Raw genomic sequence first — 23479 nt, forward strand, 5'->3', positions numbered from 1 at the left:
CAATGTGTATACGATCGGACTGTCTGGATCAATCCTTGCCCTCGAACGTATAGCTCAGCGCCTGCAAGGTGATCGGCTTGGTCGGGGCGAGGAGGACTTCGCCCTCGATGCGGCCTTTCTCGCATTTCCACGTGAACGTGCCGCTCATCGCACCCTCGGCGGAGATGGGCGCGCCAGTGTCGCATGACCCTGCTTGCGCCTTGGTTTCCGCCAATACTTTGGCCCAGTTTGCCGCCGTGCGGTCCATCGGGAAGTTCATCGCGACGCGGCCCGCCAAAGAATCGGTGTTGCCCGCTGCCCAGACGGTCTGTGCGGCGCTGTAGAAGCTCGCGAGGTCGGCGGAGACCGGCTCGGCGCGCTTCACCAGCACGCCTTTGGCGCGCAGCAGCGCGGCGATGTCCCACACCGGCTGGCTGGGGCCGGCATAAGTCCGGTTGGTGAGCGCGAAGAGCGCGGCACCGTATTCGGGCAGCACCATCACGTGGCTGCCATAGCCGGGATAGCCGCCGCCGTGAGCAAGCACGGTGCCATAATCGCAATCACCGATCACGCGCCAACCCATGCCATAGGACACCGTGCCGGGGCACTGATCCGCGCCGCCCGTCGCAGGGCGACGGAAAACGGCGGCGTTGTTCACGCCGCGGATTACTTGCCGCACCGTGCCGCGCTTCACCGGGCCCACCTCCGCCCCGTCGCGCGGGGGCCAGGCGGAGAGGACGAAGGCGAGCCATTTGGCGTAGTCGGCGGCGCTGACTTCGAGGCCGCCCATCGCGTTGAACGCGCCGTCCTTCATCGTCGGTTCTTCGGCCCAAGCCCCGTTTTCCCAGCGATAGCCGATGGCGCGCTTGTCCTTGGGGTGGGCGAGCACATCGTAGCCGGTGGCGCTCATGCCGAGCGGGGCCAGCAACGTCTTTTCGACATAGGCGCGATAGGGCGATTTGGTGATATTGGCGATCACCCGGCCGAGGATGGCATAGCCCAGGTTGGCATATTCGTGGCGCATTTCGGGCGCTTTGGTGAAGGGCACGCCCGCCTTGAGCAGCGCGGTGAAGACGGTTTGCGAGAGCACCTGCTGACGGTCGCCCCACGGATCGTCGGTGACGAAGCCGGCGCTGTGGGTGAGCAGATCGCGGATCGTGATGCGCGGCGAATCACTGGTGGGATAAGTCCAGCCGCGCATTTCGGGGACATAGCGGTCTGCCGGATCATCGAGCGCGAGGCGGCCCTCATCGCGCAGCCGCAAGATCGACATCGCGGTGAATGCCTTGGTCATCGAAGCGATGCGGAACAGGCTATCTGGCCCGGCCGGGCGCTTGACGACCAGATCCAGCACGCCCGCGCCCTTTACATACGCAAGCTTGCCATCCTTGACGACGCCGAAGACCATGCCCGGGATGTGGTTTTCGGCCATCCACTGGGCGAGGATGGCATCGATATCGGGATCGAGCGCGGCGATCTCAGGCGCGGTTTGCGCGCGCAACGGGGCTGCGATGCCCAAGCCCAGAACCACCAACAGACCTAACCAGCGCCGCATGCCCTATCTCCCGACCCGTGAGGCCGCAGGGTGCAGCAAGCGTGCGGCGCAGGGCAAGCGGTTTGTGAGCCGCTCAGCCCCCGCAGCCGCCGCACCCACCGCCGCCGCAGCCGCTGCCGCCATCGCCGCCGCTGCTGCCGCTATCGCCGCCGCCGTTGGCGGCGCGCATGCGGTGAAAGTCAGAGAGATAGGAGCCTGCCAGCACCGAGGTGCCGAATAGCGCGACCGCGAGCGCGGCTTCATCGGTCGGCGCGGCGCGGCGCAGGCGGGCGGCCTGCGCGCGGGCCGTGGCCACGGCCTGCTGCCCCGCGCGCGTGCGGCGGTCGTGCACGGCAAAGCGCAGCAAGGCCGCGATCGCCGTCAGCACCAACAGCACGCTGAGGTAGTCGACCGGGCGATCGCGCATGGTCCCGATGATCCATTTGGCCGCGCCGAAAGCAAAGAGCAGCAGCAGCGGCGCGGATTGCAGCAGGCGCAATTGCAGCGTGGTCGCGCCGTCGAGCAGCAGCCCTTTTGCCTCCAGCTGCCGCTCGCTTGCCTCGGCCGGGCCTGCCAGCGCCTCGGTCACGTGTTTCCACGTCACCGGCGAAGGCATCGCGACGATGCGCCGCTCGGCCAGCGTGCCGCCGCCGCGCTGGTCGCGGATGCGCAGGCCGAGCGTTCCCTCGACCGTCGCCCGGCCTGCGCTTAGCAGCCGCACCGCGACCGCCTCGGCAAAGCGGTCGCGCCCGCCGGCCAGCAGCGCGAGCTCGTCTTCATCGGCGGGCCGCGCCGCGCGGCCATCGGGCCGCAAAAACGGCGGAATGGCCAAGCAAGCGATCACCGCAATCACCGAGAGCGCAGAGTAAAGCTGAAGAAATTCAGGGCCATGCAAGTCAAAAGGTCCGAGATCTGTCACACGAGCCTCCATCCCAGGAGAAGAACAAGCGCCATCAGCGCCGCGGCCCAGACCAGACGGCGCGGCACGATGAGCGCATCGCGCTGGTTCACCCGCCGCGCCTGCGGATCGATCTGGAGCCGCCGCCGCGCATCGGGCCAGATATCGGCGGGCGCGGGGCCGAACGCGGCTTCATAAGCGCGCAAGGTCTGCGCATATTGCTCGAAGTAGCGCTCGCCTTCGGCCTTGCCGCCTTTGGTTGGGCCGTGATGCAAGGGTGCGCCGAGCACGTCGGGGCAGAGCCGCTCCCAATAATCGCGGGTGTAGGTAAGGTGCAGGTGCCAGGCCTGATCGACCGCGTCCGACGGGGTCACTTCGTGACCGGCGGTCATCGCCAGAAACAGGAAGCGGCGATATTCATCGAACACGCGCGCGGCATGCGCAGCGCTCCAGCCGTTTTCGCGGGCAAGACGTGCGGGGAAAGTGAACGCGGCGTCGGCGGGGCCGACTTCATAGGCCGACAGTGCCAGCCACAGCGGGTGCGCTGTTGCCGGGACCGGCGAAGCGAGCGGCGCGTCCATCCGGCGCAGTCTATGGCACGGCGGCGTTACCGGATCGTTACCGCGCGGCTTGCGCACCCCACAGCTTCACCTCAGATCGGCGAGAACCGCGCCGCTCGCGAAGCTGTCAGTCTTCGGCGTAGGCGGCCGCGATCACCAGCCGTTCGCCGTCCCATTCGGGCACGGCCTCGGGGCGCATCGGGACCATGAAGCGAGCGGGTTTTTTGCCCTCGGCTGCAGGCCGTTCGATTTCGAGCACATCGCCCGCGCCGAAGTTATCGACGGCGATGCACCTGCCCAGATCATCGCCGCTGGTGGAGACAGCGCGCAGGCCGATCAGGTCGGTGTGGTAGTATTCGCCTTGCGCCAAAGGCGGCAGGCTGGCGCGCGGCACGGTCAGCGCGGTGCCGCGCAGTTTTTCCGCCGCCGTGCGGTCGTTGACTTCGGCAAAGCGGGCGATCGCCCCGCCCTTGCCGTCGTCTTTGAGCTTTTCCAGCGTCAGGCTGCCGCCATTGAAGGCGCGGTGCGGCTTGAGGCTGGCGACGCCTTCGCCGAACAGCTTGAGCCGCACTTCGCCGCCCACGCCATGCGCGCCGCTGACCGCGGCGAGCGTGACGGGGCGATCCTGCACCGGGGCTTAGCCTTCGGTCTGCTCGGCGGGCGCTGCTTCGGCGGCAGGCGCTTCTTCGGCCGCAGGCGTTTCTTCGGCAGCAGGCTCTGCAGGCGCAGCAGCCGCGGCGGCGGCAGCTTCGGCGGCTTCTGCAGCAGCAGCAGCGGCAGCCTCGGCGGCTTCACGCTCGGCCTGCTCGGCGTCGGCGATCTTCTTGGCGCGGTCTTCAGCGCGCTCCTTGGCCTTCTTGCCAGGCTCGCCTGCCTTCGGATTATTGGTCGGCGCGCGTTCGACGATGCCCGCCTTGTCGAGCATGCGCGCAACGCGGTCGGTCGGCTGCGCGCCGACGCCGATCCAGTATCGCACGCGATCTTCGGTCAGGCGGACGCGGTTGGCATCATCCTTGGCGAGCAGCGGATTGTACGTGCCGACCTGCTCCAGATAGGCGCCATCGCGCGGGCTCCGGCTGTTGGCGACAACGACCTTGTAATAAGGGCGCTTCTTGGAGCCACCGCGCGAAAGACGAAGAGAAACAGACATTTAGATAACCTTTCCGACTAAAACTTGATTGGTATTCGAATTCATTTGCGCTTGAGCAGATTGCCGAGGTTGGCGGGCATGCCGCCTCCTCCCATGCCGCTGCCGGGCAGGCCGGGCAAACCGCCAGCGCCCATGCCGCCGCCCATACCGGGAGGTATCTGCCCGCCCCCACCCATTCCGCCGCCAAGCCCGGGCATGGCGGCATCGATGCCGCCGCCGCCGAACAGCGCGCCAAGGCCCTTCAATCCGCCCATCTTGCGGATCTGCTTCATCGCCTTGGCCATTTCCATGTGCATTTTCAGCAGCTTGTTAACGTCCTGAACCTGCATGCCCGATCCCTTGGCAACGCGGATCTTGCGCTTGGCATTGAGCAGTTCGGGGCGCTCGCGCTCCTTGGGCGTCATCGAGCCGATGATCGCATCCATATGCAGCAGCACTTTGTCGTCTACGCCGGAACTGGCCATCGCGGCCTTGGCCTTTTTCATGCCGGGGATCATTCCCGCCAGCATGCCAAGCCCGCCCATCCGCTGCATCTGTTGCAACTGGGTGCGCAGATCGTTCATGTCGAACTGGCCCTTGGCCATGCGCGCGGCCATCCGGTCGGCGTCTTCGGCCTGGATCGTGGCGGCGGCCTTTTCGACCATCGAGACGATATCGCCCATGCCGAGGATGCGGCCCGCGACGCGCTCGGGATGAAAAGCCTCGATCGCATCGAGCTTTTCGCCGGTGGCGGCAAATTTGATCGGTTTGCCCGTAACGGCGCGCATCGACAGCGCCGCGCCGCCGCGCGCATCGCCGTCCATGCGGGTCAGCACCACGCCGGTGAGATCAACCTCTCCTGCAAAATTTTGCGCAACATTGACCGCGTCTTGACCGGTCAGCGCATCGACCACGAGCAAGGTTTCGCGCGGGGCCGAGACGGCGGAGACCGCCTTCATCTCGTCCATCAGCGCCTGATCGACATGGAGGCGGCCCGCAGTATCGAGCAGCAGCACATCCACCGCTTGCAGCTTGGCCGCATGAAGCGCGCGGGTGGCGATCTCGACCGGGGTTTGCCCCGGCACGATCGGCAGGGTGGCAACCCCAGCCTGCTCGCCAAGCACCTTCAATTGTTCCTGCGCGGCGGGGCGATTGACATCGAGCGATGCCATCAACACCTTTTTGCCGCGCGTTTCGCGCAGCAGCTTGCCAAGCTTGGCGGTCGTGGTGGTTTTGCCTGACCCTTGCAGGCCGACCATCATGATCACCACCGGCGGCGCGGCATTGAGATCGATATCCGCCGTTTGCGAACCGAGCATTTCGACCAGACCGTCGTGCACGATCTTGACCACCTGCTGGCCCGGTGTGACCGAGCGCAACACCTGTTGGCCGATGGCCGCCTCGGTTACCGAATCGACGAACCGGCGCACCACCGGCAGCGCGACATCGGCTTCGAGCAGCGCAATGCGCACCTCGCGCATCGCTGCCTGCACATCTTCCTCACGCAGCGCGCCGCTGCCGCGCAAACGGTCGAACACACCGCCGAGCCGGTCTGACAGACTATCGAACATGCGCCTGCTCCTGTGCCAAACAAACCGGCTCCAAAAAGATCAACGGCGCCAAAACACGAAAAACGCCGGTGGGCGAAACCTCGCCGACCAGCGTCAGGCATCCGGGGCGGAGACCGATGACGAATCATGAGCGGTGCAGAAAACTCCTGCACCGCAGGCTGGCAGCATTACGCGCGGACGAAGTACTTGGCAAGGTCTGACGCAAACCACGGGCAGCGAACAGCGAGGCAGCGCCCCAGCCGCGGCGCTTAACCAAAACTTCAGCACATATCCTTAGAGATCATGCGTAGCGTCCCAGCAGGAATGGACAATCCCGATGGCGATCAGGCCGACGACTCAGCAGGACGACAGCGACGCCGCGCATGGCGGCGCGCCCGCGCCCGCGCGCGATTTTCTGGCGTTGGGCGTGGTGATCGTCTCGGTCGCGATGTTCGTCGCGGCGGGATCGGGCGTGTTGACTGGTGTGGTCCGCAAATACCTGTTTGACGAGGCCAATGGGGACGCCGTGCTCGCCAATGCGCTCATCCTCAACATTGCGCTGCTGATCCTGAGCTGGCGCCGCCACGCCGCGCTGAACCGCGAAATCGCCGAGCGCCGCAAGGCCGAGCAGGCCGCGCATGTTCTGGCCCATACCGACGCGCTGACCGGCTGCCTCAATCGCCGCAGCATCGATGGCTTGATGCGCGGGCTGGTCGAACGGGCCGAGCGCCATGGCGGCGAGGTCGTCGCGCTGATGATCGATCTCGACAAGTTCAAGCGCTCAAACGATTTTCATGGCCATCAGGTAGGCGATGCCGTGTTGATCGAGATCGCGCGGCGGCTGCGCGCCGCGATGCCCGCCGAGGCGCTTATCGCGCGGCTGGGGGGCGATGAGTTCATTTGCGCCGCAATTTTTGCGCAGCACCGGGCCGGCATGGTCGAAGCTTTGTGCACGCGGCTGAACGAGGCTTTGGCCGAACCCATCGAGCATAACGGAACCCGCGTCACCGTAACCGCCTCTATCGGGATCGCAGACGAGCCACCCGTGCACGACATGCAGCCAGCGCAGCTTGCGGCAGACCTGCTGCACCGCGCCGATCTGGCGATGTACCGGGCCAAAAAGGCCGGCGGAAACCGCTTTTGCCGCTATGAAGAGGCAATGGCCAAGGAGCTACGCTTTCGCCGCGAGCTGGAAAACGATTTGCGCGAGGGCCTCGATCGCGGCGAATTCGTGCCCTATTACGAAAAGCAGATGGACCTGGAGACCGGCGTGCTGACCGGGTTCGAAATGCTCGCGCGCTGGCATTCGCCGCGCTTTGGCCTGATAAGCCCGGAGCATTTCATTCCGGTTGCAGAGGAAGTCGGGCTGATCGCGCCGCTTTCGGAAGCGCTGATCGCGCAGGCGCTGATCGATGCGCGCGATTGGGACCCCCGGCTTACTTTGTCGGTCAATATCTCCCCGGTGCAGCTGCGCGATCCGCAATTTGCGCAGAAGATCCTCAAGTTGCTGGTCGCGGCCAATTTTCCGCCCAGCCGCCTGGACATCGAGATCACCGAGGTGTGCCTGCACGAGAACATCGAAGTGGTGCGTTCGCTGATCACCAGCCTGCAAAACCAGGGCATCCGCATCAGCCTCGATGACTTCGGCACGGGCTACGCCAGCATCGCGCAGCTGCGCGCCTTGCCGTTCGACCGGATCAAGATCGACCGCAGCTTTATCTCAACGCTGGCTTCGAGCACGGACAACACCGCCATTGTCGAGGCGATCACCTCGCTGGGGCGCGGCATGGCCATGCCGATCACCGCCGAAGGGATCGAGAGCTCCGAAGTGCTGGAAAGCCTGCGCAAACTGGGCAAGTTCAAGGGCCAAGGCTATCTTTACGGCCAGCCAGCCAGCGCATCGGAAACCCGTCGCTTGCTGCGCGAGCAGCAGCTGCTGGCAGTGAACGCGCCGCCCGCCAACGCGCCAGCGCCGATCGCGGCAGCGCGCGCCTGAACCCCGGGCGGCGATGAGCGGCACCCATTGCGATCAAGGCCGATGCGGCTTAGATCGCGGTAATGCGCATACCGTTTTGCAAGATGCACGGCCTCGGCAATGATTTCGTCGTGATCGACGCGCGCACGGCGGCGGTTGCGGTGTCGGCGGCGCGCGCCGCCGCGCTGGCGGATCGGCGCACGGGCATCGGCTGCGATCAGTTGATCTTGCTGGAACCTTCCGCAGCGGCCGATGTGCGCATGCGGATTTTCAATCCCGATGGCGGCGAAGTGGAGGCTTGCGGCAATGCCGCGCGCGCGGTCGGCTTTTTGCTGGGCGGCGCGCACAGCATTGAGACGCTAGGCGGCATAATCCGCGCCGAAGCGCGCGACGACAGCGTTGCGGTCGACATGGGCGCGCCCCGCTTTGGTTGGGAGGATATTCCGCTGGCCTATGCGATGGACACGCTATCGATGCCGGTGGCGTGGGACGAACTGGAAGCGCCGGTGGCGGTCAATGTCGGCAATCCCCACGTGGTGTTCTTCGTGCCCGATGCCCATGCCGTCGATCTTGCCCGGCTGGGGCCGCTGATCGAACATGATCCGCTGTTTCCGGCGCGGATCAATGTGAATGTCGCCAGCGTGACCGGCCCCGACCACCTGACTTTGCGCGTGTGGGAGCGCGGCGCCGGGCTGACCCGCGCTTGCGGCACCGGTGCCTGCGCCAGCGCGGTCGCGGCCATCCGGCGCGGGCTGACGGGGCGCAAGGTCTGGGTTGATCTGCCAGGTGGCCGCCTCAAGATTGGCTGGCCGATGGGCGGCGCGGTTTTGATGGCAGGCCCTGCGCAGATGAGCTTTGCAGGATCGTTCGAGGATGCGGATTATCCGCTGTGACCGATGATCCCATGCGGCAGTTTCGCTTGCCCAATGCAGGATCAGCGGCCATTCCGGGCGGCGCGGGCGCTGGCTTGCTGCGGGCCGACAAGGATGATTGAAAGAATGCTGGCATGAGCACACCCGCCGAGACGACAAGTTCGCAAAGCGGGAGCTGGGCTGATCGTTTGCGCGGGGGGCTGCGCAAGACCTCCGAACGGCTGACCGAAACGCTCGGCAGCAGCCTCACCGGCTTTGGCGGGGCCACCCGGCTGAGCGAGGCGCAGCTGGACGAGATCGAGGACGGCCTGATCGAGGCCGATCTTGGCCCCCGTGCCGCTGCCCGCATCCGCGCGCGGCTTGGCGAAGGGCGGTTCGACAAGGGGCTCGACGAAGCCGCCCTGCGCGCCGCCGTGGCCGAGGAAATCGCCGCGATCCTGCGGCCAGTGGCCAAGCCGCTGGAGATCACCGCCTTCCCGCGTCCGCAGGTGATCCTCGTGATCGGGGTGAACGGATCGGGCAAGACCACGACCATCGCCAAGCTGGCGCATATGTTTCAGGAGCAGGATTACCGCGTGATGCTGGCGGCGGGCGATACCTTTCGCGCCGCCGCGATCGGCCAGCTCAAGGTCTGGGCCGACCGGCTGGGGGTGCCCATCATCACCGGCCCCGAAGGCGGTGATCCGGCGGCGATCGTGTTTGACGCGGTGCGCGCGGCGACCGATGCCGGGATCGACGCGCTAATCGTCGATACCGCAGGGCGGCTGCACAACAAGCGCGAACTGATGGACGAGCTGGCCAAAGTGCGCCGCGTGCTGGGCCGGATCAACCCCGCAGCGCCGCACGACGTGGTGCTCGTGCTCGATGCCACCAACGGCCAGAATGCGCTGCAACAGATCGAGATTTTCGGCCAGGTGGCGAATGTCACCGGGCTGATCATGACCAAGCTGGATGGCACCGCGCGCGGCGGCGTGCTGGTGGCGGCGGCGCAGCAATATGGCCTCCCCATCCATGCCATCGGCGTGGGCGAAAAGATCGACGATCTGCGCGCCTTCGATCCCGATCTGGTGGCGCAAGTGATTGCAGGAGTAGCGCGTTGAACCCGCCCGAAGCCGCACCGCACAAGGCCAAGCCCAAATCCTCGTGGATCAATCTGGCGGTCGATTATGGCCCGCTGATCGTGTTTTTCCTCGCCTATCGCCAGTTCAGCCCGAAGGACGCGAGTGCCGAAGGGGTTAGCGCGGTGGTTGCGGTGACCAAGAGCACGGCGGCCTTCATGATCGCAACGGTGATCGCACTGGTGGTGTCGAAATGGCGGCTGGGGCGGATTTCGCCGATGCTGTGGCTTTCCACGGTGCTGATCATCGGATTTGGCTCGCTGACGGTGCTCCTGGGTGATCCGTTCTGGATCCAGATCAAGCCGACCGCGATTTACCTGCTGTTTGCCGCCTTGCTGTTTGGCGGGCTGATGCGCGGCAAGCCCCTGCTGCGCACCTTGCTCGAAAGCGCATTTGAAGGCCTTTCCGAAGAAGGCTGGCTCAAGCTGTCGCGCAATTGGGCGTTCTTCTTCCTGTTTCTGGCCGCGCTCAACGAAGTGCTGCGCTATTCGCTAAGCTTCGATGGCTGGCTTGCGGCCAAGCTGTGGGGCGTGACCACATTGTCCTTCCTGTTCACGTTTACGCAGATCCCGATGCTGCTCAAACACGGGCTGGGCGATACAGGCGCGGCCGAGGCCGAGCAAAACCCGCCCCGCGATTGAGCGCACGACTCCCCTTTGGCCGACACGTTCAAAATGGCATGACAAACAGCGCATTTCCCTTAATAAGCGGCCATCAGCCTCGCCGCGCTCCGGCCTGAGGCGCTCTGCAACTTCCAGGGGGAATCGTATGCTCAAATTCTTTGGCAATCTTCATCAGGTTCTGGTGGTCGGGCTCGTCGCCGCGATCGCTGTGATGATCGGCTTTCACAGCAGCGCTCCGGTGGACACCAATTCGGTGTTTCGCTGGTTGCATGCCTTCTTCGGGATCCTGTGGATCGGCCTGCTGTATTATCTGAACTTCGTGCAAGTGCCGACAATGCCCAAGATTCCCGCCGAGCAGAAGGGCGCGATCACCGGCCACATCGCACCCAAGGTGTTCTTCTTCTTTCGCTACGGCGCGCTGCTGACGCTGATCACTGGCCTCGTGGTCGCCATCGTTAGTGGCTATGGCCATTCCGCGCTGACCTTCACCGGCGAAGGCAATGTCAATCTGATCGGCGTGGGCATGTGGCTTGCCATCATTATGGCGTTCAATGTGTGGTTCATCATCTGGCCCGCTCAGCAGAAGATTCTCGGCTTGGTCGAGGCGACCGCCGAGCAGAAGGCCGCCGCCGCCCCGCGCGCGCTGATGGCCAGCCGCACCAATCTGCTGCTGTCGCTGCCGATGCTGTATTGCATGGTTAGCGCCAATCTGGGCTGACGGCCAAACCCTGAGGACCGCCGCAGCAAATTGCGGCGGCGGTCGTCGCTCCTGACATGGAACTTTGCGGCCCGGGCTGCGTTGGTGATCGCACCACGCGCGGCCCGGGCCGCTTTGTTTCGGTTTGCATGCAGGAGAATACCCAATGCGCACAACTTCATCGCTCACCTTGACGACTATCGCCATTGCCGCCGTTGTGCTTTCCGGCTGCTCGAAAGAGACCCAGAAGGACGCCTCCGAGACGGCAACTTCGGCTTCCAATGACGTCGCCGGAATGGCCGCTGACGCCAGCGAAGGCATGGATTCGCTCGGCGCATCGGCGAGCAATGGGGTCGAGGCGATGGACGACAAGGCCAGCGAAACCGCCGCCGACGTTGCCAATTTCGGCAAGAAAGTAGGCGCGGCCGCCAGCAAAATGGGCGACGGCATCGCAGAGGGCGCGCGGGACGCCAAAGACGAGATGAAGAGCACACCCTCGCCCAAACCTGAGGCCGATTGAGCCCTCACCTGAACCCAAGAGAGCTTGTCTGTTCCTCCCCCGCGCGGGGGAGGCTGGGTGAGGGTGATCAGCGCTTGCCAGAGAGGCGGCTCCCCTTCCCCCAACCCATCCCCGCCGGGGAGGAGGGCCGAAACAACCCTTACTGCAGTCCGTGACTGCCGGCTCAAATCTTGAGCTGGCTGCCGAGTTCAACCACGCGGTTGGTGGGCAGCCGGAAAAACTCCATGGCGCTGGCCGCATTGCGCAGCATCCATGCGAACAGCTTTTCGCGCCAAATCGCCATGCCCGGCTTGTCCGAAGCAAGCAGGGTCTGGCGCGAGAGGAAAAAGCTGGTCTTCATCATCTCGAACGGTTCGCCGCACATGGTCACCTTGCTTAGCGCGGCGGGCACATCGGTTTCCTCCAGAAAGCCGAAATGCAAGGTCATGCGGTAAAAACCCGAACCCACGTCGCGGCAGATCGAACGCTCGGCCGCCTCGACATAGGGCACATCCTCGATCGCGATGGTGAGGATCACCACGCGGTCGTGCAGCACCTTGTTATGTTTGATATTGTGGAGCAGCGCCGAAGGCACCCCGGTGGCGGCCGAAGCCATGAAGATCGCGGTACCCGGCACGCGCGCCGCGCTGTTGCAGGCCGATTTGATGAACACTTCGAGCGGGATCGAACTATCGGCCATGTTCTGGCGCATCAGTTGGCGCCCGCGCGACCAGGTGGTGAGCAAGGTGAAGATGCCCACGCCCATGACCAGCGGCACCCAGCCGCCATCGGGTATCTTGGTCAGGTTCGCGCCGAGATAGCTGGCGTCGATCACGAAAAACAGGCCGAGCAGCGGCAGCGCATAAACCGGTTTCCACTGCCACAGCTTGAACAGCACAACCGCCAGCAGGAAATTGTCGATCAGCATCGCGCCCGTCACCGCGATGCCATAAGCGGCCGTGAGATTGGACGAGCGCTGAAACATCAGCACCAGCACGATCACCGCGATCATCAACGCGAAGTTGATCGCCGGGATATAGATCTGGCCCGCTGCGGTAGAAGTGTGCTTGATCGTCATGCGCGGAATGAAACCAAGCTGGATCGCCTGCTGCGTCACCGAAAACGCGCCCGAGATGACCGCTTGCGAGGCAATCACGGCAGCCAGGCTGGCGATGACAAGCAGCGGCCATTGGAACCATGCGGGCGCAAGCAGATAAAACGGACTTTGCAGCGCGGCGGGCTCGCGCATCAGCAGCGACGCCTGCCCCAGATAATTGACCACCAGCGCGGGCAGCACGAACACCAGCCACGAAACCCGGATTGGCTTTCGTCCGAAATGCCCCATGTCGGCATAGAGCGCCTCGGCCCCCGTGACTGCCAGCACCGCCGCGCCCATTGCCAGAAAGCCGCGCCACGGATCAGCGGCGAACATCGCGGCGGCATGATGCGGCGATAGCGCCAGGATCACGTGCGGCATCGCGGCGATACTGATGACCCCCAGCACGGTGATCGTGGCGAAATAGACCAGCATGATCGGCCCGAAAAACGCCGCAACCTTTTCGGTGCCGCGGCTCTGAATGAAGAACAACCCGATCAGGATCACCACCACGATCGGCACGATCAGCGGGTGCATGGATGGCCGGTATACAGCGATTCCCTCGATCGCGCTCATCACCGACACGGCGGGCGTGATCATCGAATCGCCATAAAACAGCGCTGTGGCAAACACGCCGAGCAGGATGATGCCCTTGCCCCAGCGCTTGCCCGATGTGTGCTGGTTGATCAGCGCGAGCAGCGCCAGACTGCCGCCCTCGCCCTTGTTATCGGCCCGCATGATCACGGTGACATATTTGAGCGTGACGATGACCATCATCGACCAGAACATCAGGCTGACGATGCCATAAACATGCAATTGATCGAGCGGCAGCGGGTGATGCCCGGCAAAAGTATCGCGCAGCGCATAAAGCGGGCTGGTGCCGATATCGCCGAACACGACGCCGATGGCGCCGACCGCAAGCTTGATCGTGCCGCTACGGCCATGGGCGGGAGCAGCGCCTGATTTGCCGCTGGCGGCAAGCGCGGGATCAACCACGGCATCATTCATGGCAAGCGAATCCCCGGCTCTCGCCAACCCCTGCCGGCCCCGGAATGGGCGCCGAAGCGACGCGGCGCATTAGCACCGGGCGATGCCCCCCGCAATGCGCGACACAACGCCCATCGCCAGCTTCATCCCATGGTCTGAACGAGGCAGGTTAACGCAATGAATACAGATGATTAGCGTGGCCCGGGCGCAGCAGGCGCAGGGCTTGGCTGCGGCGCAGCAGCGGCTGCGGGAGCACCAGCGCCGACCGGGGCACCGGCGCTTTCGGCCAGAATCGCATCGATCTGCCCCAGCCGCGCCTGCAAGTCGTTCCGATAGGGCGCATCGGCGGGCGAACGGGCGAGCAGATCGGCCCAGATCGTGCGCGCTTCGGCCAGCCTTCCGCCTTGCGCCAGCGCAAGCCCGATGAAGAACGGCGGCCCACGATGATCGGGCGCGATCGTCGCCGCGCGGGTGAACGCCAGCTTTGCCGCCGGGGTGATCGCGCCGCCGGCATGGCCGATCAGCGCATTGCCCTGCGCCACCCACAAGTCGGCATCCTGCGGGTTCTCAAGCGTCGCCTTGTGCAAGATATCCGCCGCCGCACCGAACTGGCCCTGCCGGGTCAGCGCGTCGGCCAGCACCATCCACGAGCCCGCGCGGCCATAAGCCGCACCGGACGAACTCATTTGCTGACGCTCTTTCAGCAAAGTGGCATCGGCTAGCTTGGCGTTCTCCAGCGCCTCCGTCGGCGATCCGGCAAGGCCGGGATGCCCTTGCAACCTATAGCCCAAAATGCCGAACAGCAGCGCTGCCGCCGTTATTTCCCAGCCTGCGCGCGGCATCTTGAGCACGAAGATCATAGCCGCGAGCAGCGCGCCGCCGATCAGAACGATCCAGACCCACGTCATGCCGCCGCCTTGCTGCGGCGAAAGCGCCCGCGCAGGAGCAGCGCGGCGAGCACCAGAATGATCAGCGGCGCGGCAAACAGCGGCCACGTGATCGGTTTCAATTGCGGGGTATAGCTCACATAATCGCCGTAGCGCTCGATCAGCCAGACGCGGATCGCCTCCGGATCTTCGCCCGCCGCGATGCGCGTGCGCACCTGATGGCGCATATCGCCCGCCATCGGCGCGTCCGAATCGGCGATCGACTGGCTTTGGCATTTGAGGCAGCGCAGCGTGAGCATCAGTGTCTGCGCCTTGGCCTCCAGCGCCGGATCGGCGATCTGCTTGTAGGCATAGGGCGCGGGCGGCAGCAGGTCTTGCGCGGCCAGCGGCGGCGAGCACAGCGCGGCGGCAAGGAGCGCCATAATCGCGAGCCAGAGCCGCTTCATGCGCCCGCCTCGGCCAGTTTGCGCAAGATGATCGGCACATCCTCAGGCCGGATATCACCGATATGCTGATAACGGATCACGCCGCGGCCATCGATCACAAAAGTTTCGGGAACGCCGGATGAGCCGATCGCCAGCTGCACCTGGCTAAGATCATCGCGGCCGATCCGCGCGAAGGGATTGCCGTTCTGCGCCAGAAATTGCGCCAGATCCTGCTTGCGATCGCGGATCGCGACGCCGTCGATCTCCACCCCTTTGGCGGCGAGCGCGGCCAGTTGCGGCGCTTCCACGGCGCAAGGGACACACCAGCTGGCAAAGACATTCAGCAGGCGCGGCTTACCCTTGGTGAAATCCGCGGTGGCGAGGCCCGGACGATCATCGCTGGCCGGCGGCAGATCGAAGGCCGGCAAGGGCTTGCCGATAAAAGCGCTGACCACGTCGGTATTGGCATTGCGCGACAGGCCGTAGATGACCAACACAACAAATCCGGCGAACAGCATCAGCGGCAGCCACAGCGCAAGACCCGGCTTTTTTGGCCCGGGCTTGCCGGGAGCCTGCGCGCTCATCGGCCCTGCGCCGTGCGGCGAAAGGCGATCTTGTCGGTCGCTACCAGCCGCTTCACATCGCGCGCGACGCGGCCCACCAGCGCGAGCAGACCGCCCAGCGCGATCAGCACTCCGCCATACCAGATCAGCGGCGCGAACGGCTTCCACCAAAGCCGCATCTGCCAGCGGCCATCGGCGGCCTCTTCGCCGAGCACGAGGTAAAGCTGCCCGTTCCAGCGGGTGCTCAGCGCCGATTCGGTGCGGTTGCCCGGCGGATTGGAGAATGTGCGCGCTTGCGGGCGCAAGATGATCGGGGCGGCACCTTCATAGCTGGCGGCCAGCGTGGCTTCTAGCGCGGTCCAGTTTGGCCCGGCCACCGGATCGATGCCTTTGAGCGTGATGGCATAGGGCCCCACCTGCTGCACATCGCCGGGGTTCATCGCCGCCAGCTTCTCGGTCGAGAACGCGCTTTCGCTGGCCATGCCAAACAGCGCGACGGCGATCCCGAGATGCGCCAATACGCCGCCATAAATCGGCAACGGCGTGCGCCGCAGATTGCGCCCGCGCAGCGGCATCAGGCTGGCCAGCGCCAGCGCCGGGGCCAGCGCGAGGCCCAGCGCCGACAGCACACTGACCGCAGGGGCGAAAATCACGATGCCGAGCAGGGCTGCGGCGGCCAGAAAGGCGGGCACCGCGACGGCCCAAGTGATCCGCGCCGCCTTGTCATCGCGCCAGCGCAGCAAGGGGCCGACCGCCATGATCAGGAACATCGGGATAGCGAAGAAGGCGGAGACTGGGTTAAAATAAGGCGGGCCGACCGAAACTTTGACCCCCATCGCCTCGGTCAAGAGCGGATAGAGCGTGCCGATCAGCACGATGCCGAGAATGCCGCAGAGCATCACGTTGTTAAAGACAAGGCTGGCCTCGCGGCTGACGAAGGAGAAGCGCGCGCCTTCGGTCACGGTGTTGGCGCGCAAGGCAAACAGCGTGAGCGCGCCGCCGATGTAGATCGCCAGCAGCGCGAGGATGAAGCTGCCGCGCGTGGGATCGACGGCAAAGGCATGAACCGAGGTCAGAATGCCCGAGCGGACAAGAAATGTGCCGACCATCGACATGGAGAAGGCGACCACGCCGAGCATCACCGTCCACGCTTTGAGCGCGCCGCGCGAGGCCAGCACGCTGCACGAATGGAGCAGCGCGGTGGCCGCCAGCCACGGCATCAGCGAGGCATTTTCAACCGGATCCCAAAACCACCAGCCGCCCCAACCCAGCGTGTAGTAGGCCCAATACGAGCCGGCGGTGATGCCCAAAGTCAGGAAAATCCAAGCGCCGAGCACCCATGGCCGCATGGCGCGGGCAAAAGCGGGGCCGACATCGCGCGTGACCAGCGCGCCGATGGCAAAGCTGAAAGCGATCGACAGCCCGACATAGCCGACATAGAGCGTCGGCGGATGGAAGGCGAGGCCGATATCCTGCAGCAGCGGGTTCAGCCCCTGCCCCTCTGCCGCCGGTTCAGGGAGGCGCTGAAACGGATTCGAGGCGAGCAGCAGGAACGCATAGAAACCGAGGCTGACAAAGGCTTGGCCCGCCAAAGTGGCAACCAGTGTTTCCTCGCGCAGCCGCTTTTCCACCAGCGCAACGACTCCGCCGCCGATGCTCATGATCGTCACCCACATCAGCATCGAGCCTTCGTGGTTGCCCCATGTAGCCGCTAGTTTGAAAATCCACGGCTTGGCCGCATGGCTGTTTCCCGCGACCAGCTTGACCGAAAGATCGGTCGACAGAAACAGCCAGATCAGCGCGGCGAATGCGCCTGCCACCAGCACGCCTTGCGCGATGGCGACCGGCCGCACCAGGCCCATAAACAGGCCGCCCTTCGGCGTGAGCGCGAGGCATCCCGCAACCAATTGGAGCGCGGCGAGCGCGGCCGCTATCCACAGCATGGCAAGGCCCAGTTCAGCGATCATCGCGGCTTTGCCGTTCGGGCCATGCGCTGCGCCCCGGCGCAGGCCGGAGCCTCAGGCGGGGCAGCGGGGGCGGTCATCATTTGGTTTCTGCCACGACGGCGGCGGCCTGCGCCTTGCTCATGTCTTTCATTTCGCGCGGCACATACTTTTCATCGTGCTTGGCAAGCAGGTTGTCGGCCACGAAGGTTGTGCCCTCCATGCGGCCTTCGGCGACCACGCCGGAGCCTTCGACAAACAATTCGGGGGTGATCCCGCGAAACCGCACGGGCACGTCCACTTTGCCGTCGCCGACCAGAAAATCGATCGTCACGCCGTCGCCGCGCGTCTTGATCGAGCCTTTTTGAACCATCCCGCCCAAGCGCACAGCGCGGCCCGGCTCGGGCGGCTTGGCCACCAGATCGCTCGGAACATAGAAATAGGCGGCTTGATTGCGCAGCGCATAAGCGGCCAGCAACCCCGCGCCGATCAGCGCGCTGACCGCGAACAGGAGCAAAACCAGCCGTTGATGCTTGGGCTTGACCACACTCATTTTTCACGCGCCCGATCTCTGCGCCGCTCGGCGCGCGCCATTGCCCACAGCGACCAGCCAACCAGCAATAGCGTGCCGATGACGCCGATGGACAGCGCCGCGATGACAAATTGCCACTGATCCAGCCGCTCGTGCATCCGCGCGTTATGCCATCGCCTTGCGGCGCAGGCGCGCCTCGGTCTGGATATCGGCGAGCAGCATGCGCATCCGCGCCAGCACCACGCCCCCGAAAATCAGCGTAAAGCCGAGCGCCGAGAACAGCAGCGGATAGAGGAACGCAGCGTCGATCGAGGATTTGCCCATGCTGATCGAGGCGGGCTGGTGCAGGCTGTTCCACCACACCACCGAGCGATTGATGATCGGGATATTGACCGCGCCGACGATGCCGAAAATCGCGGTGACGCGGCTGGCGCCGCTGCCCGCCGCCGCATCGCGCTGCGCCGCCTGGCTGAGCGCGACATAGCCGAGATAGAGAAACAGCAGCACGAGAAAGCTGGTCAGCCGCCCGTCCCACACCCACCATGTGCCCCAAGTCGGCCGCGCCCAGATCGAACCGGTGGCGAGGCAGATTGCGGTGAAAACCGCGCCGGGCACCGCCGCAGCGCGCGCCGCAATCGCCGCCAGCGGATGGCGCCAGACCAGCTCGACAATGCTGGAGACCGCAATCGTGGTCCATCCCGCCATGCCGAGCCACGCCGAAGGCACATGGATGAACAGAATGCGCACGGTATCGCCCATCAGCCGGTCAGGCGGCACCACCAACAAGCCATAAAGCAGCGCGCCCATCGCCATGATGAGCCCGCTGACCAGCATGAGCGGCATCAGCCAGCGCGCGATGCGCAGAAACCGGGCGGGATTGGCAAAGCCATGCATAGGAGGCTTGAGATATTTCCTTGTCCAGCAGCCCTCGCCGCCGTTTGCTGCCCATGTCAGTGCCACCCTGCTCGCCAAGGAGCAAGGGCTTAAGGGGGCAATGCCAAGCAAAAAATGGGGCGACCAATGGGGCTCGAACCCACGACCTCCGGTACCACAAACCGGCGCTCTAACCAACTGAGCTATGATCGCCACAAGCAAAGCGGCCTTGCAGCAGCAAGGACCGACGAGCCCCCGCGCCTTTGCAGAAACCGCCCCGCATGGGAAGCAAAAACTTGGCGATGCCGCGCCCACCCACAATCGCGCGCAGGATTTCAACAAAAAGGGCAGCCGAAGCCGCCCTTGATGCCTTTGCGTTGCCGCCAAGCCTTACTTCTTGAGCGTGAGCCCGCCGAAGCGCTTATTGAACTGGGCCACGCGGCCGCCCTGATCGAGCTGGCGGGTGCCGCCGGTCCATGCCGGGTGCGAAAGCGGATCGATTTCAAGCGCCATGACATCGCCCTCCTTGCCCCAGGTCGAGCGCGTCTCGAACACGGTGCCGTCTGTCATCTGGACCTTGATCATGTGGTAGTCGGGGTGAATGCTGGGCTTCATGGTATCTGGCTCCGCAGTGAGAGCCCGGTTCCAACCGGGCTCAGGGGAATTGGGAAAGGCGCGCGCTTAGGCAAGTTTGGTGCAGATAGCAAGCGGATAGCGCCGCATTAGCGACGATGTTCAAGGAAGAGGGGTTTCGCGCAGAGCACGCTATCTTGAGCGCCTCAGCTATCCGCGATCATCGCGGTGAAGCTGCATTCGGTGGCGATCTTGCCTTCCAGCATCGCCTTGCCCGCAAACTTGCAGACCCGCGCGCGCTTCTGGGTGAATTCGACATGGAGATCGAGCAGGCAGCCGGGCATCACCGGCGTGCGGAACTTGGCTTCCTCGATCGCCATGAAGTAAACGAGCTTGCCGGTGCCGGCGAGGCCCAGCGTTTCCACCGCGAGCACGCCTGCGGCCTGCGCCAGCGCCTCGATCTGGAGCACGCCGGGCATGATCGGGCGGCCGGGGAAATGCCCCTGAAAAAACTGCTCGTTCATCGAGACCGCCTTGATCGCATGGATCCGCTCGCCCGCAACGAGCGAGACCACGCGATCGACCAGCAGCAAGGGATAACGATGGGGCAACGCCGCCATGATCCCGACGATGTCAAGTTGGAGCGGCGCTGCGGCCGCTCCTTCCTGTTCCTCGCTCATCCAGCCTCGCCTTAGCGGCCGGCGGGCTGCTTAGGCGGAGTCGCCGCGCCGCCTTGTGCGGCCTGCGCTGCCTGCTGGGCGGCCTGCTGGGCCGCAGCTTCGCGCTGGGCGCGCGGCAACCAGCCGGTGGGCGGCACGAGCTGCGCGGCCGGGATGAGCACGTTGATCTCGGTCAGGATGTCCTGATTGAGATTGTAGACCTGATCGGCTTTCAGCACGCTCTGCGCATCGAGCACGACCGTCACCTTGCGCTTGGTCATCGCTGCTTGCGTGGCCTGATCCAGCTTGTCGCCGATCTGCTCGATCACATACTGCTGGGCAAGGTTCACCGGCTCGATCAGTTGCTGCATCTCGCGCTCGCCCGATTGCTCAAGCTGCTGGATCTGCGCGGCCTGCGTGCGCAGCGCGGCGGCATCGGGCTTGGGGCCCTTCTGATCGGCTTCGAACTTGTCGTAAAGCGGCTTCAATTGCGCGGCGATCTGGTTGCGGCGCGTGTTGGCCTGATCGATCTGCGCCTTGTAGGTGACCGGCAGCTGGGTCGCTGCGGTCTTGTAAGCGTTCGATCCTGCGACGATGGCGGGACGATTGGCGATGGCGATGCCATTGATTGCGACGCCGCCGGGGGTGGCCTGCGCCAGAGCGGCAGGCGCGGACGAGAACATGAGGCCTGCAAGCAGGGCCGAAAAAGCAAGGTTTTTCATTAGAACTGGGTTCCTACGTTAAAGGTTAGTATTTTGGGATCATCGCCCTCTACTTTGGTGAGAGCTCTGGCGAGATCGATGCGGAACGGGCCGAACGGCGAGTTCCAATTGACCCCGATGCCGACCGAAACGCGCGGCTTGGGACTATCGCCGAGGAAGACCTCGTCGAACTTTTGGACAATCGAATTGGCTTTGTTGTTGGTGTTGGCCGCCGTCGTCAAACGTCCGGTCACGTTGTCCTGATAAAGCAGCAGTGGGGTTCCCGAAGTGAACGGTCTTGCCACGTTGAACACCGCACCCGCATCGACATAGATTGAGGGACGCAGGCCAAGTTCGCGCGCGCCCGAACCGAGCGGAATTTCCAGCTCGGCGCGGGTAAGATAATAGAGTTTGCCGCCCAAGGCATCATCGACGAACTGGTTGCGGTCCGTTGAGACCGTACCGCCCGCGCCCGTCAAGGGATCGAAACTGGCATAGAATTTGCGCAAGACGCGCGGGCCGACGCCGCGAATGTCGAACCCGCGAATTTGCGGCTCGCCCAGGAAAAAGCGGTCGGTAAGGCGAACATCGTCGATGGTCGCCTCGTCCGAGCGGCTGCTCAGCGCCCTGATCGCGCCGCCTTCGCCGCGGACCGAGAAGACGAAACCCTTGCCGAGCGGGAAAAAGCGCGAGGCGTTCGCGGTTATGCGCGCATACCGGACATCGCCGCCCAGCCCGGCGACATCAATGCCGATCACGGCCTGCGAGCCCCTGGTCGGCCGCAGGCGGTTATCGAGCGTGTCGTAAACGAGGCTGGCACCGATGATCGAGCTGGTCCGCCGCCCGATGGCATCGCACAAGTAGCGGCCCGCGAGGAAGATCGAGCATTCGGACACGCCGGTCACCGGATTGGGCAGATAATATGTATCGCGGTCCAGCGTCACGTTCTCGAAGTTGAGCGTATAGCGCCCGATCAGCGAGATATACTCGGTCAGCGGGACACCGGCGCGGAATTGAAAGCCAGTGGTCGATTGCCGATAGGTGGTGTTGCGGCTGCTGTTCTGGAAATTGAAGCTGTTAAAATCGCGCCGATAGATATCGAAGCCCAGCGAAATGTTGCGGTCGAACAGATATGGCTCGGTAAAGCTCGCCTGAACGCTGCGCGAAAAGCGCGAATAATCGATGCTTAGGCCCACCGTCTGGCCGCGTCCGCGAAAATTGTTCTGCTGGATCGAAGCCTGCAGGATGAATTGTTCGAGGCTGGAGAAACCGGCCGAAAGCTGCAGCTGGCCAGTGGGTCTTTCCTCGACATTGGCCTCAAGCACGATCCGGTCGGGCGCCGAACCGGGCTTCTGTTCAACCTCGAACTTCTCCTGAAAGTAGCCCAGCGACTTGATGCGGTTCGACGAGCGCTTGATCTGGAACGAGCTGAACGCATCGCCTTCGGAAATGCGGAACTCGCGGCGCACCACCTTGTCCTGCGTCAAAGTGTTGCCGTTCACATCGACCCGCTCGACATAGACGCGCGGCGATTCGGTCAACCGGAAGGTGATCGACATCGTCAGATCATCCTTGTTGCGATTGAAGTCCGGCCGCACATCGGCAAAGGCATAGCCGAAGCTGCCCGCGGTTTCGGTGAGGCTGTCGACCGTATCTTCGACCAGCTTGGCGTTGTACCAGGCGCCGGTCTTGGGCTGCAGCCGCTTGGCCAGCACGTCGCCATCGAAATCGCGCAGCTGGCTATCGACCTTGATATCGCCGAACTTGTAGCGCTTTCCTTCCTCAACCACATACGTGATGATGAAGTCGCGCTTGTCCGGGGTCAACTCGGCCACCGCCGAAACCACGCGGAAATCGGCATAGCCATTGGTCAGATAATACTGGCGCAGCTTCTGCTGGTCGAACGCGAGGCGATCGGGATCGTAGCTCGTGGAGCTCGAAAACAGCTTTGTCAGGCCGGCTTGCTTGGTCACCATCTGGCCGCGGAGCTGCCCATCCTTGAAGCGCTCGTTGCCGATGATGTTGATCTTGCGCACCTTGGACTTGGGACCCTCGGTCAGTTCGAACACGATGTCGACGCGGTTCTGCTCAAGCATCACCATCTTGGGCTCGACCGAGGCGGCAAAACGGCCCTGCCGCTTGTACAGCTCGATAATGCGCGCAACATCGGCGCGCACTTTCGAGCGGGTGAATATCTGGCGCGCGGCCAGCTTGATCTCGGGCAGGATCTTGTCATCCTTGAGGCGCTTGTTGCCTTCGAGGATGATGCGGTTGATCACCGGGTTTTCTTTAACCTCGATCGTCACGTCGCCGGCATTGTTGCGCAATTGCGCATCGGCAAACAGCTCGGTCGCGTAAAGGTCCTTGAGCACCTGATCGGCGGCGGCCTGCGTGTAGCGGTCGCCTTCCTTCAGGCGGATGTACGAACGAATGGTATCGGTTTCGAGCCGCTGTGCGCCCACGATGGTGATCGTGCGGACCAGTTCAACCGGGGCATTGGGCTTTGCCGCAGCGGCGGGAGCGGGAGCGATGGCAGTCTGCGCCTGCGCCGATACGGCAGCTGTGAGGCCGGTGGTCAAGGTGAGCGCCAGCATGACCGCAGAACGGCCGCCGGTGCGAAGCCGGACCGCGCGGTGATGGGTCGGACCCGAATTCCAAGCAATCATCACCAAGCGCAATCCTGTCTGTTCGAGCAGCCCGCGACTTGCCGCCGGATCACTCCAGCCGCGCCGCGCACCGCCGCCTCCTGCCCGATGCAGGCGCGCCAAGCAAGCGCGCTGCATTCGGCCAAATTGCCCCCGCAAAT

At 64.3% G+C, this 23479-nt stretch carries 24 protein-coding genes and 1 tRNA gene; 6 read left to right on the forward strand and 19 right to left on the reverse strand.

What is annotated here, in order from left to right; genetic code table 11:
- Positions 1-28: 28 nt before the first annotated feature.
- From Q0O40_RS03725 to ffh, 6 genes are all read right to left on the reverse strand, one after another.
- Positions 29-1534 (reverse strand): serine hydrolase, encoded by a 1506-nt coding sequence (locus Q0O40_RS03725; protein ID WP_295526326.1) that lies wholly within the window; start codon positions 1532-1534, stop codon positions 29-31.
- A gap of 73 nt (positions 1535-1607) precedes the next feature.
- Positions 1608-2432: a TIGR04222 domain-containing membrane protein gene (locus tag Q0O40_RS03730; protein ID WP_295526328.1), complete on the reverse strand. Its 825-nt coding sequence runs from the start codon at positions 2430-2432 to the stop codon at positions 1608-1610.
- Positions 2429-2992 carry a hypothetical protein gene (locus Q0O40_RS03735; protein ID WP_295526331.1) on the reverse strand — a complete coding sequence of 188 codons (564 nt, stop codon included), beginning with the start codon at positions 2990-2992 and terminating at the stop codon, positions 2429-2431. The genes Q0O40_RS03730 and Q0O40_RS03735 overlap by 4 nt, the downstream gene beginning before the upstream one ends.
- 106 nt (positions 2993-3098) lie before the next feature.
- Entirely contained in the window at positions 3099-3602 is a 504-nt protein-coding gene (rimM, locus tag Q0O40_RS03740) for a ribosome maturation factor RimM (RefSeq protein ID WP_295526333.1), read from the reverse strand.
- Positions 3603-3608: 6 nt separating this feature from the next.
- Positions 3609-4121, reverse strand: a complete 513-nt coding sequence (gene rpsP / locus Q0O40_RS03745) for a 30S ribosomal protein S16 (RefSeq protein WP_295526336.1) — start codon at positions 4119-4121, stop codon at positions 3609-3611.
- Positions 4122-4162: 41 nt separating this feature from the next.
- Entirely contained in the window at positions 4163-5671 is a 1509-nt protein-coding gene (gene ffh, locus Q0O40_RS03750) for a signal recognition particle protein (protein WP_295526338.1), read from the reverse strand.
- A gap of 316 nt (positions 5672-5987) precedes the next feature.
- On the opposite strand from ffh, the gene Q0O40_RS03755 reads away from it, so the two are divergent.
- From Q0O40_RS03755 to Q0O40_RS03780, 6 genes are all read left to right on the forward strand, one after another.
- The gene (locus Q0O40_RS03755) at positions 5988-7646 is read left to right on the forward strand and encodes an EAL domain-containing protein (protein WP_295526341.1); all 1659 of its coding nucleotides are present in this window, start codon (positions 5988-5990) and stop codon (positions 7644-7646) included.
- Between the two features lie 62 nt (positions 7647-7708).
- Positions 7709-8518, forward strand: a complete 810-nt coding sequence (gene dapF, locus Q0O40_RS03760) for a diaminopimelate epimerase (RefSeq protein WP_295526343.1) — start codon at positions 7709-7711, stop codon at positions 8516-8518.
- 113 nt (positions 8519-8631) lie between these two features.
- The gene (ftsY, locus tag Q0O40_RS03765) at positions 8632-9597 is read left to right on the forward strand and encodes a signal recognition particle-docking protein FtsY (protein WP_295526345.1); all 966 of its coding nucleotides are present in this window, start codon (positions 8632-8634) and stop codon (positions 9595-9597) included.
- Positions 9594-10256, forward strand: a complete 663-nt coding sequence (locus Q0O40_RS03770) for an inner membrane-spanning protein YciB (RefSeq protein ID WP_295526348.1) — start codon at positions 9594-9596, stop codon at positions 10254-10256. Before ftsY ends, Q0O40_RS03770 begins: the two co-directional genes overlap by 4 nt.
- Positions 10257-10383: 127 nt before the next feature.
- On the forward strand, positions 10384-10956 hold the full coding sequence (locus tag Q0O40_RS03775) for a urate hydroxylase PuuD (RefSeq protein ID WP_295526351.1): 573 nt from the start codon (positions 10384-10386) through the stop codon (positions 10954-10956).
- 145 nt (positions 10957-11101) lie between these two features.
- The gene (locus tag Q0O40_RS03780; RefSeq protein ID WP_295526354.1) at positions 11102-11455 is read left to right on the forward strand and encodes a hypothetical protein; all 354 of its coding nucleotides are present in this window, start codon (positions 11102-11104) and stop codon (positions 11453-11455) included.
- 163 nt (positions 11456-11618) lie between these two features.
- Here Q0O40_RS03780 and Q0O40_RS03785 read toward each other — a convergent pair whose 3' ends face one another.
- The 13 genes from Q0O40_RS03785 to bamA form a co-directional block, all read right to left on the reverse strand.
- A complete protein-coding gene (locus Q0O40_RS03785; protein WP_295526356.1) occupies positions 11619-13538 on the reverse strand; it encodes a potassium transporter Kup in 1920 nt (639 codons plus the stop codon).
- Positions 13539-13708: 170 nt separating this feature from the next.
- Positions 13709-14425 carry a tetratricopeptide repeat protein gene (locus Q0O40_RS03790; RefSeq protein ID WP_295526358.1) on the reverse strand — a complete coding sequence of 239 codons (717 nt, stop codon included), beginning with the start codon at positions 14423-14425 and terminating at the stop codon, positions 13709-13711.
- Entirely contained in the window at positions 14422-14850 is a 429-nt protein-coding gene (locus tag Q0O40_RS03795; protein ID WP_295526364.1) for a cytochrome c-type biogenesis protein, read from the reverse strand. Before Q0O40_RS03795 ends, Q0O40_RS03790 begins: the two co-directional genes overlap by 4 nt.
- Positions 14847-15413, reverse strand: coding sequence for a DsbE family thiol:disulfide interchange protein (locus Q0O40_RS03800; RefSeq protein ID WP_295526366.1), 567 nt, complete (start codon positions 15411-15413; stop codon positions 14847-14849). The genes Q0O40_RS03795 and Q0O40_RS03800 overlap by 4 nt, the downstream gene beginning before the upstream one ends.
- The gene (locus Q0O40_RS03805) at positions 15410-17359 is read right to left on the reverse strand and encodes a heme lyase CcmF/NrfE family subunit (protein WP_295526369.1); all 1950 of its coding nucleotides are present in this window, start codon (positions 17357-17359) and stop codon (positions 15410-15412) included. Before Q0O40_RS03805 ends, Q0O40_RS03800 begins: the two co-directional genes overlap by 4 nt.
- 76 nt (positions 17360-17435) lie before the next feature.
- On the reverse strand, positions 17436-17888 hold the full coding sequence (ccmE, locus tag Q0O40_RS03810; RefSeq protein ID WP_295526372.1) for a cytochrome c maturation protein CcmE: 453 nt from the start codon (positions 17886-17888) through the stop codon (positions 17436-17438).
- Complete coding sequence (locus tag Q0O40_RS03815) at positions 17885-18025, reverse strand: hypothetical protein (RefSeq protein WP_295526374.1); 141 nt, start codon at positions 18023-18025, stop codon at positions 17885-17887. Before Q0O40_RS03815 ends, ccmE begins: the two co-directional genes overlap by 4 nt.
- A gap of 7 nt (positions 18026-18032) precedes the next feature.
- Positions 18033-18827, reverse strand: coding sequence for a heme ABC transporter permease CcmC (gene ccmC / locus Q0O40_RS03820; RefSeq protein ID WP_295526375.1), 795 nt, complete (start codon positions 18825-18827; stop codon positions 18033-18035).
- Between the two features lie 49 nt (positions 18828-18876).
- Positions 18877-18953: transfer RNA gene (locus Q0O40_RS03825), tRNA-His, on the reverse strand.
- Positions 18954-19130: 177 nt separating this feature from the next.
- Complete coding sequence (rpmE, locus tag Q0O40_RS03830; protein ID WP_295526377.1) at positions 19131-19355, reverse strand: 50S ribosomal protein L31; 225 nt, start codon at positions 19353-19355, stop codon at positions 19131-19133.
- 164 nt (positions 19356-19519) lie between these two features.
- Positions 19520-19993: a 3-hydroxyacyl-ACP dehydratase FabZ gene (fabZ, locus tag Q0O40_RS03835; RefSeq protein ID WP_295526379.1), complete on the reverse strand. Its 474-nt coding sequence runs from the start codon at positions 19991-19993 to the stop codon at positions 19520-19522.
- Positions 19994-20004: 11 nt separating this feature from the next.
- Entirely contained in the window at positions 20005-20694 is a 690-nt protein-coding gene (locus Q0O40_RS03840; RefSeq protein ID WP_295526382.1) for an OmpH family outer membrane protein, read from the reverse strand.
- A complete protein-coding gene (gene bamA / locus Q0O40_RS03845; protein WP_295526403.1) occupies positions 20694-23267 on the reverse strand; it encodes an outer membrane protein assembly factor BamA in 2574 nt (857 codons plus the stop codon). The genes Q0O40_RS03840 and bamA overlap by 1 nt, the downstream gene beginning before the upstream one ends.
- Positions 23268-23479 lie beyond the last annotated feature (212 nt).

The sequence above is a fragment of the Novosphingobium sp. Chol11 genome (genome assembly GCF_945870625.1).
Classification (GTDB): domain Bacteria; phylum Pseudomonadota; class Alphaproteobacteria; order Sphingomonadales; family Sphingomonadaceae; genus Novosphingobium.

Bases quoted from the DNA above. Each gene is read 5' to 3' on its own strand.
- ccmE (WP_295526372.1), bottom strand. From the start codon at position 17,888: ATGAGTGTGGTCAAGCCCAAGCATCAACGGCTGGTTTTGCTCCTGTTC.
- ftsY (WP_295526345.1), top strand. From the start codon at position 8,632: ATGAGCACACCCGCCGAGACGACAAGTTCGCAAAGCGGGAGCTGGGCT.
- Q0O40_RS03795 (WP_295526364.1), bottom strand. From the start codon at position 14,850: ATGAAGCGGCTCTGGCTCGCGATTATGGCGCTCCTTGCCGCCGCGCTG.
- Q0O40_RS03790 (WP_295526358.1), bottom strand. From the start codon at position 14,425: ATGACGTGGGTCTGGATCGTTCTGATCGGCGGCGCGCTGCTCGCGGCT.
- Q0O40_RS03840 (WP_295526382.1), bottom strand. From the start codon at position 20,694: ATGAAAAACCTTGCTTTTTCGGCCCTGCTTGCAGGCCTCATGTTCTCG.
- dapF (WP_295526343.1), top strand. From the start codon at position 7,709: ATGCGCATACCGTTTTGCAAGATGCACGGCCTCGGCAATGATTTCGTC.
- Q0O40_RS03755 (WP_295526341.1), top strand. From the start codon at position 5,988: ATGGCGATCAGGCCGACGACTCAGCAGGACGACAGCGACGCCGCGCAT.
- Q0O40_RS03800 (WP_295526366.1), bottom strand. From the start codon at position 15,413: ATGAGCGCGCAGGCTCCCGGCAAGCCCGGGCCAAAAAAGCCGGGTCTT.
- Q0O40_RS03780 (WP_295526354.1), top strand. From the start codon at position 11,102: ATGCGCACAACTTCATCGCTCACCTTGACGACTATCGCCATTGCCGCC.
- Q0O40_RS03785 (WP_295526356.1), bottom strand. From the start codon at position 13,538: ATGAATGATGCCGTGGTTGATCCCGCGCTTGCCGCCAGCGGCAAATCA.
- rpsP (WP_295526336.1), bottom strand. From the start codon at position 4,121: ATGTCTGTTTCTCTTCGTCTTTCGCGCGGTGGCTCCAAGAAGCGCCCT.
- ffh (WP_295526338.1), bottom strand. From the start codon at position 5,671: ATGTTCGATAGTCTGTCAGACCGGCTCGGCGGTGTGTTCGACCGTTTG.
- Q0O40_RS03805 (WP_295526369.1), bottom strand. From the start codon at position 17,359: ATGATCGCTGAACTGGGCCTTGCCATGCTGTGGATAGCGGCCGCGCTC.
- Q0O40_RS03725 (WP_295526326.1), bottom strand. From the start codon at position 1,534: ATGCGGCGCTGGTTAGGTCTGTTGGTGGTTCTGGGCTTGGGCATCGCA.
- bamA (WP_295526403.1), bottom strand. From the start codon at position 23,267: ATGCTGGCGCTCACCTTGACCACCGGCCTCACAGCTGCCGTATCGGCG.
- fabZ (WP_295526379.1), bottom strand. From the start codon at position 19,993: ATGAGCGAGGAACAGGAAGGAGCGGCCGCAGCGCCGCTCCAACTTGAC.
- rpmE (WP_295526377.1), bottom strand. From the start codon at position 19,355: ATGAAGCCCAGCATTCACCCCGACTACCACATGATCAAGGTCCAGATG.
- Q0O40_RS03775 (WP_295526351.1), top strand. From the start codon at position 10,384: ATGCTCAAATTCTTTGGCAATCTTCATCAGGTTCTGGTGGTCGGGCTC.
- Q0O40_RS03815 (WP_295526374.1), bottom strand. From the start codon at position 18,025: ATGCACGAGCGGCTGGATCAGTGGCAATTTGTCATCGCGGCGCTGTCC.
- Q0O40_RS03735 (WP_295526331.1), bottom strand. From the start codon at position 2,992: ATGGACGCGCCGCTCGCTTCGCCGGTCCCGGCAACAGCGCACCCGCTG.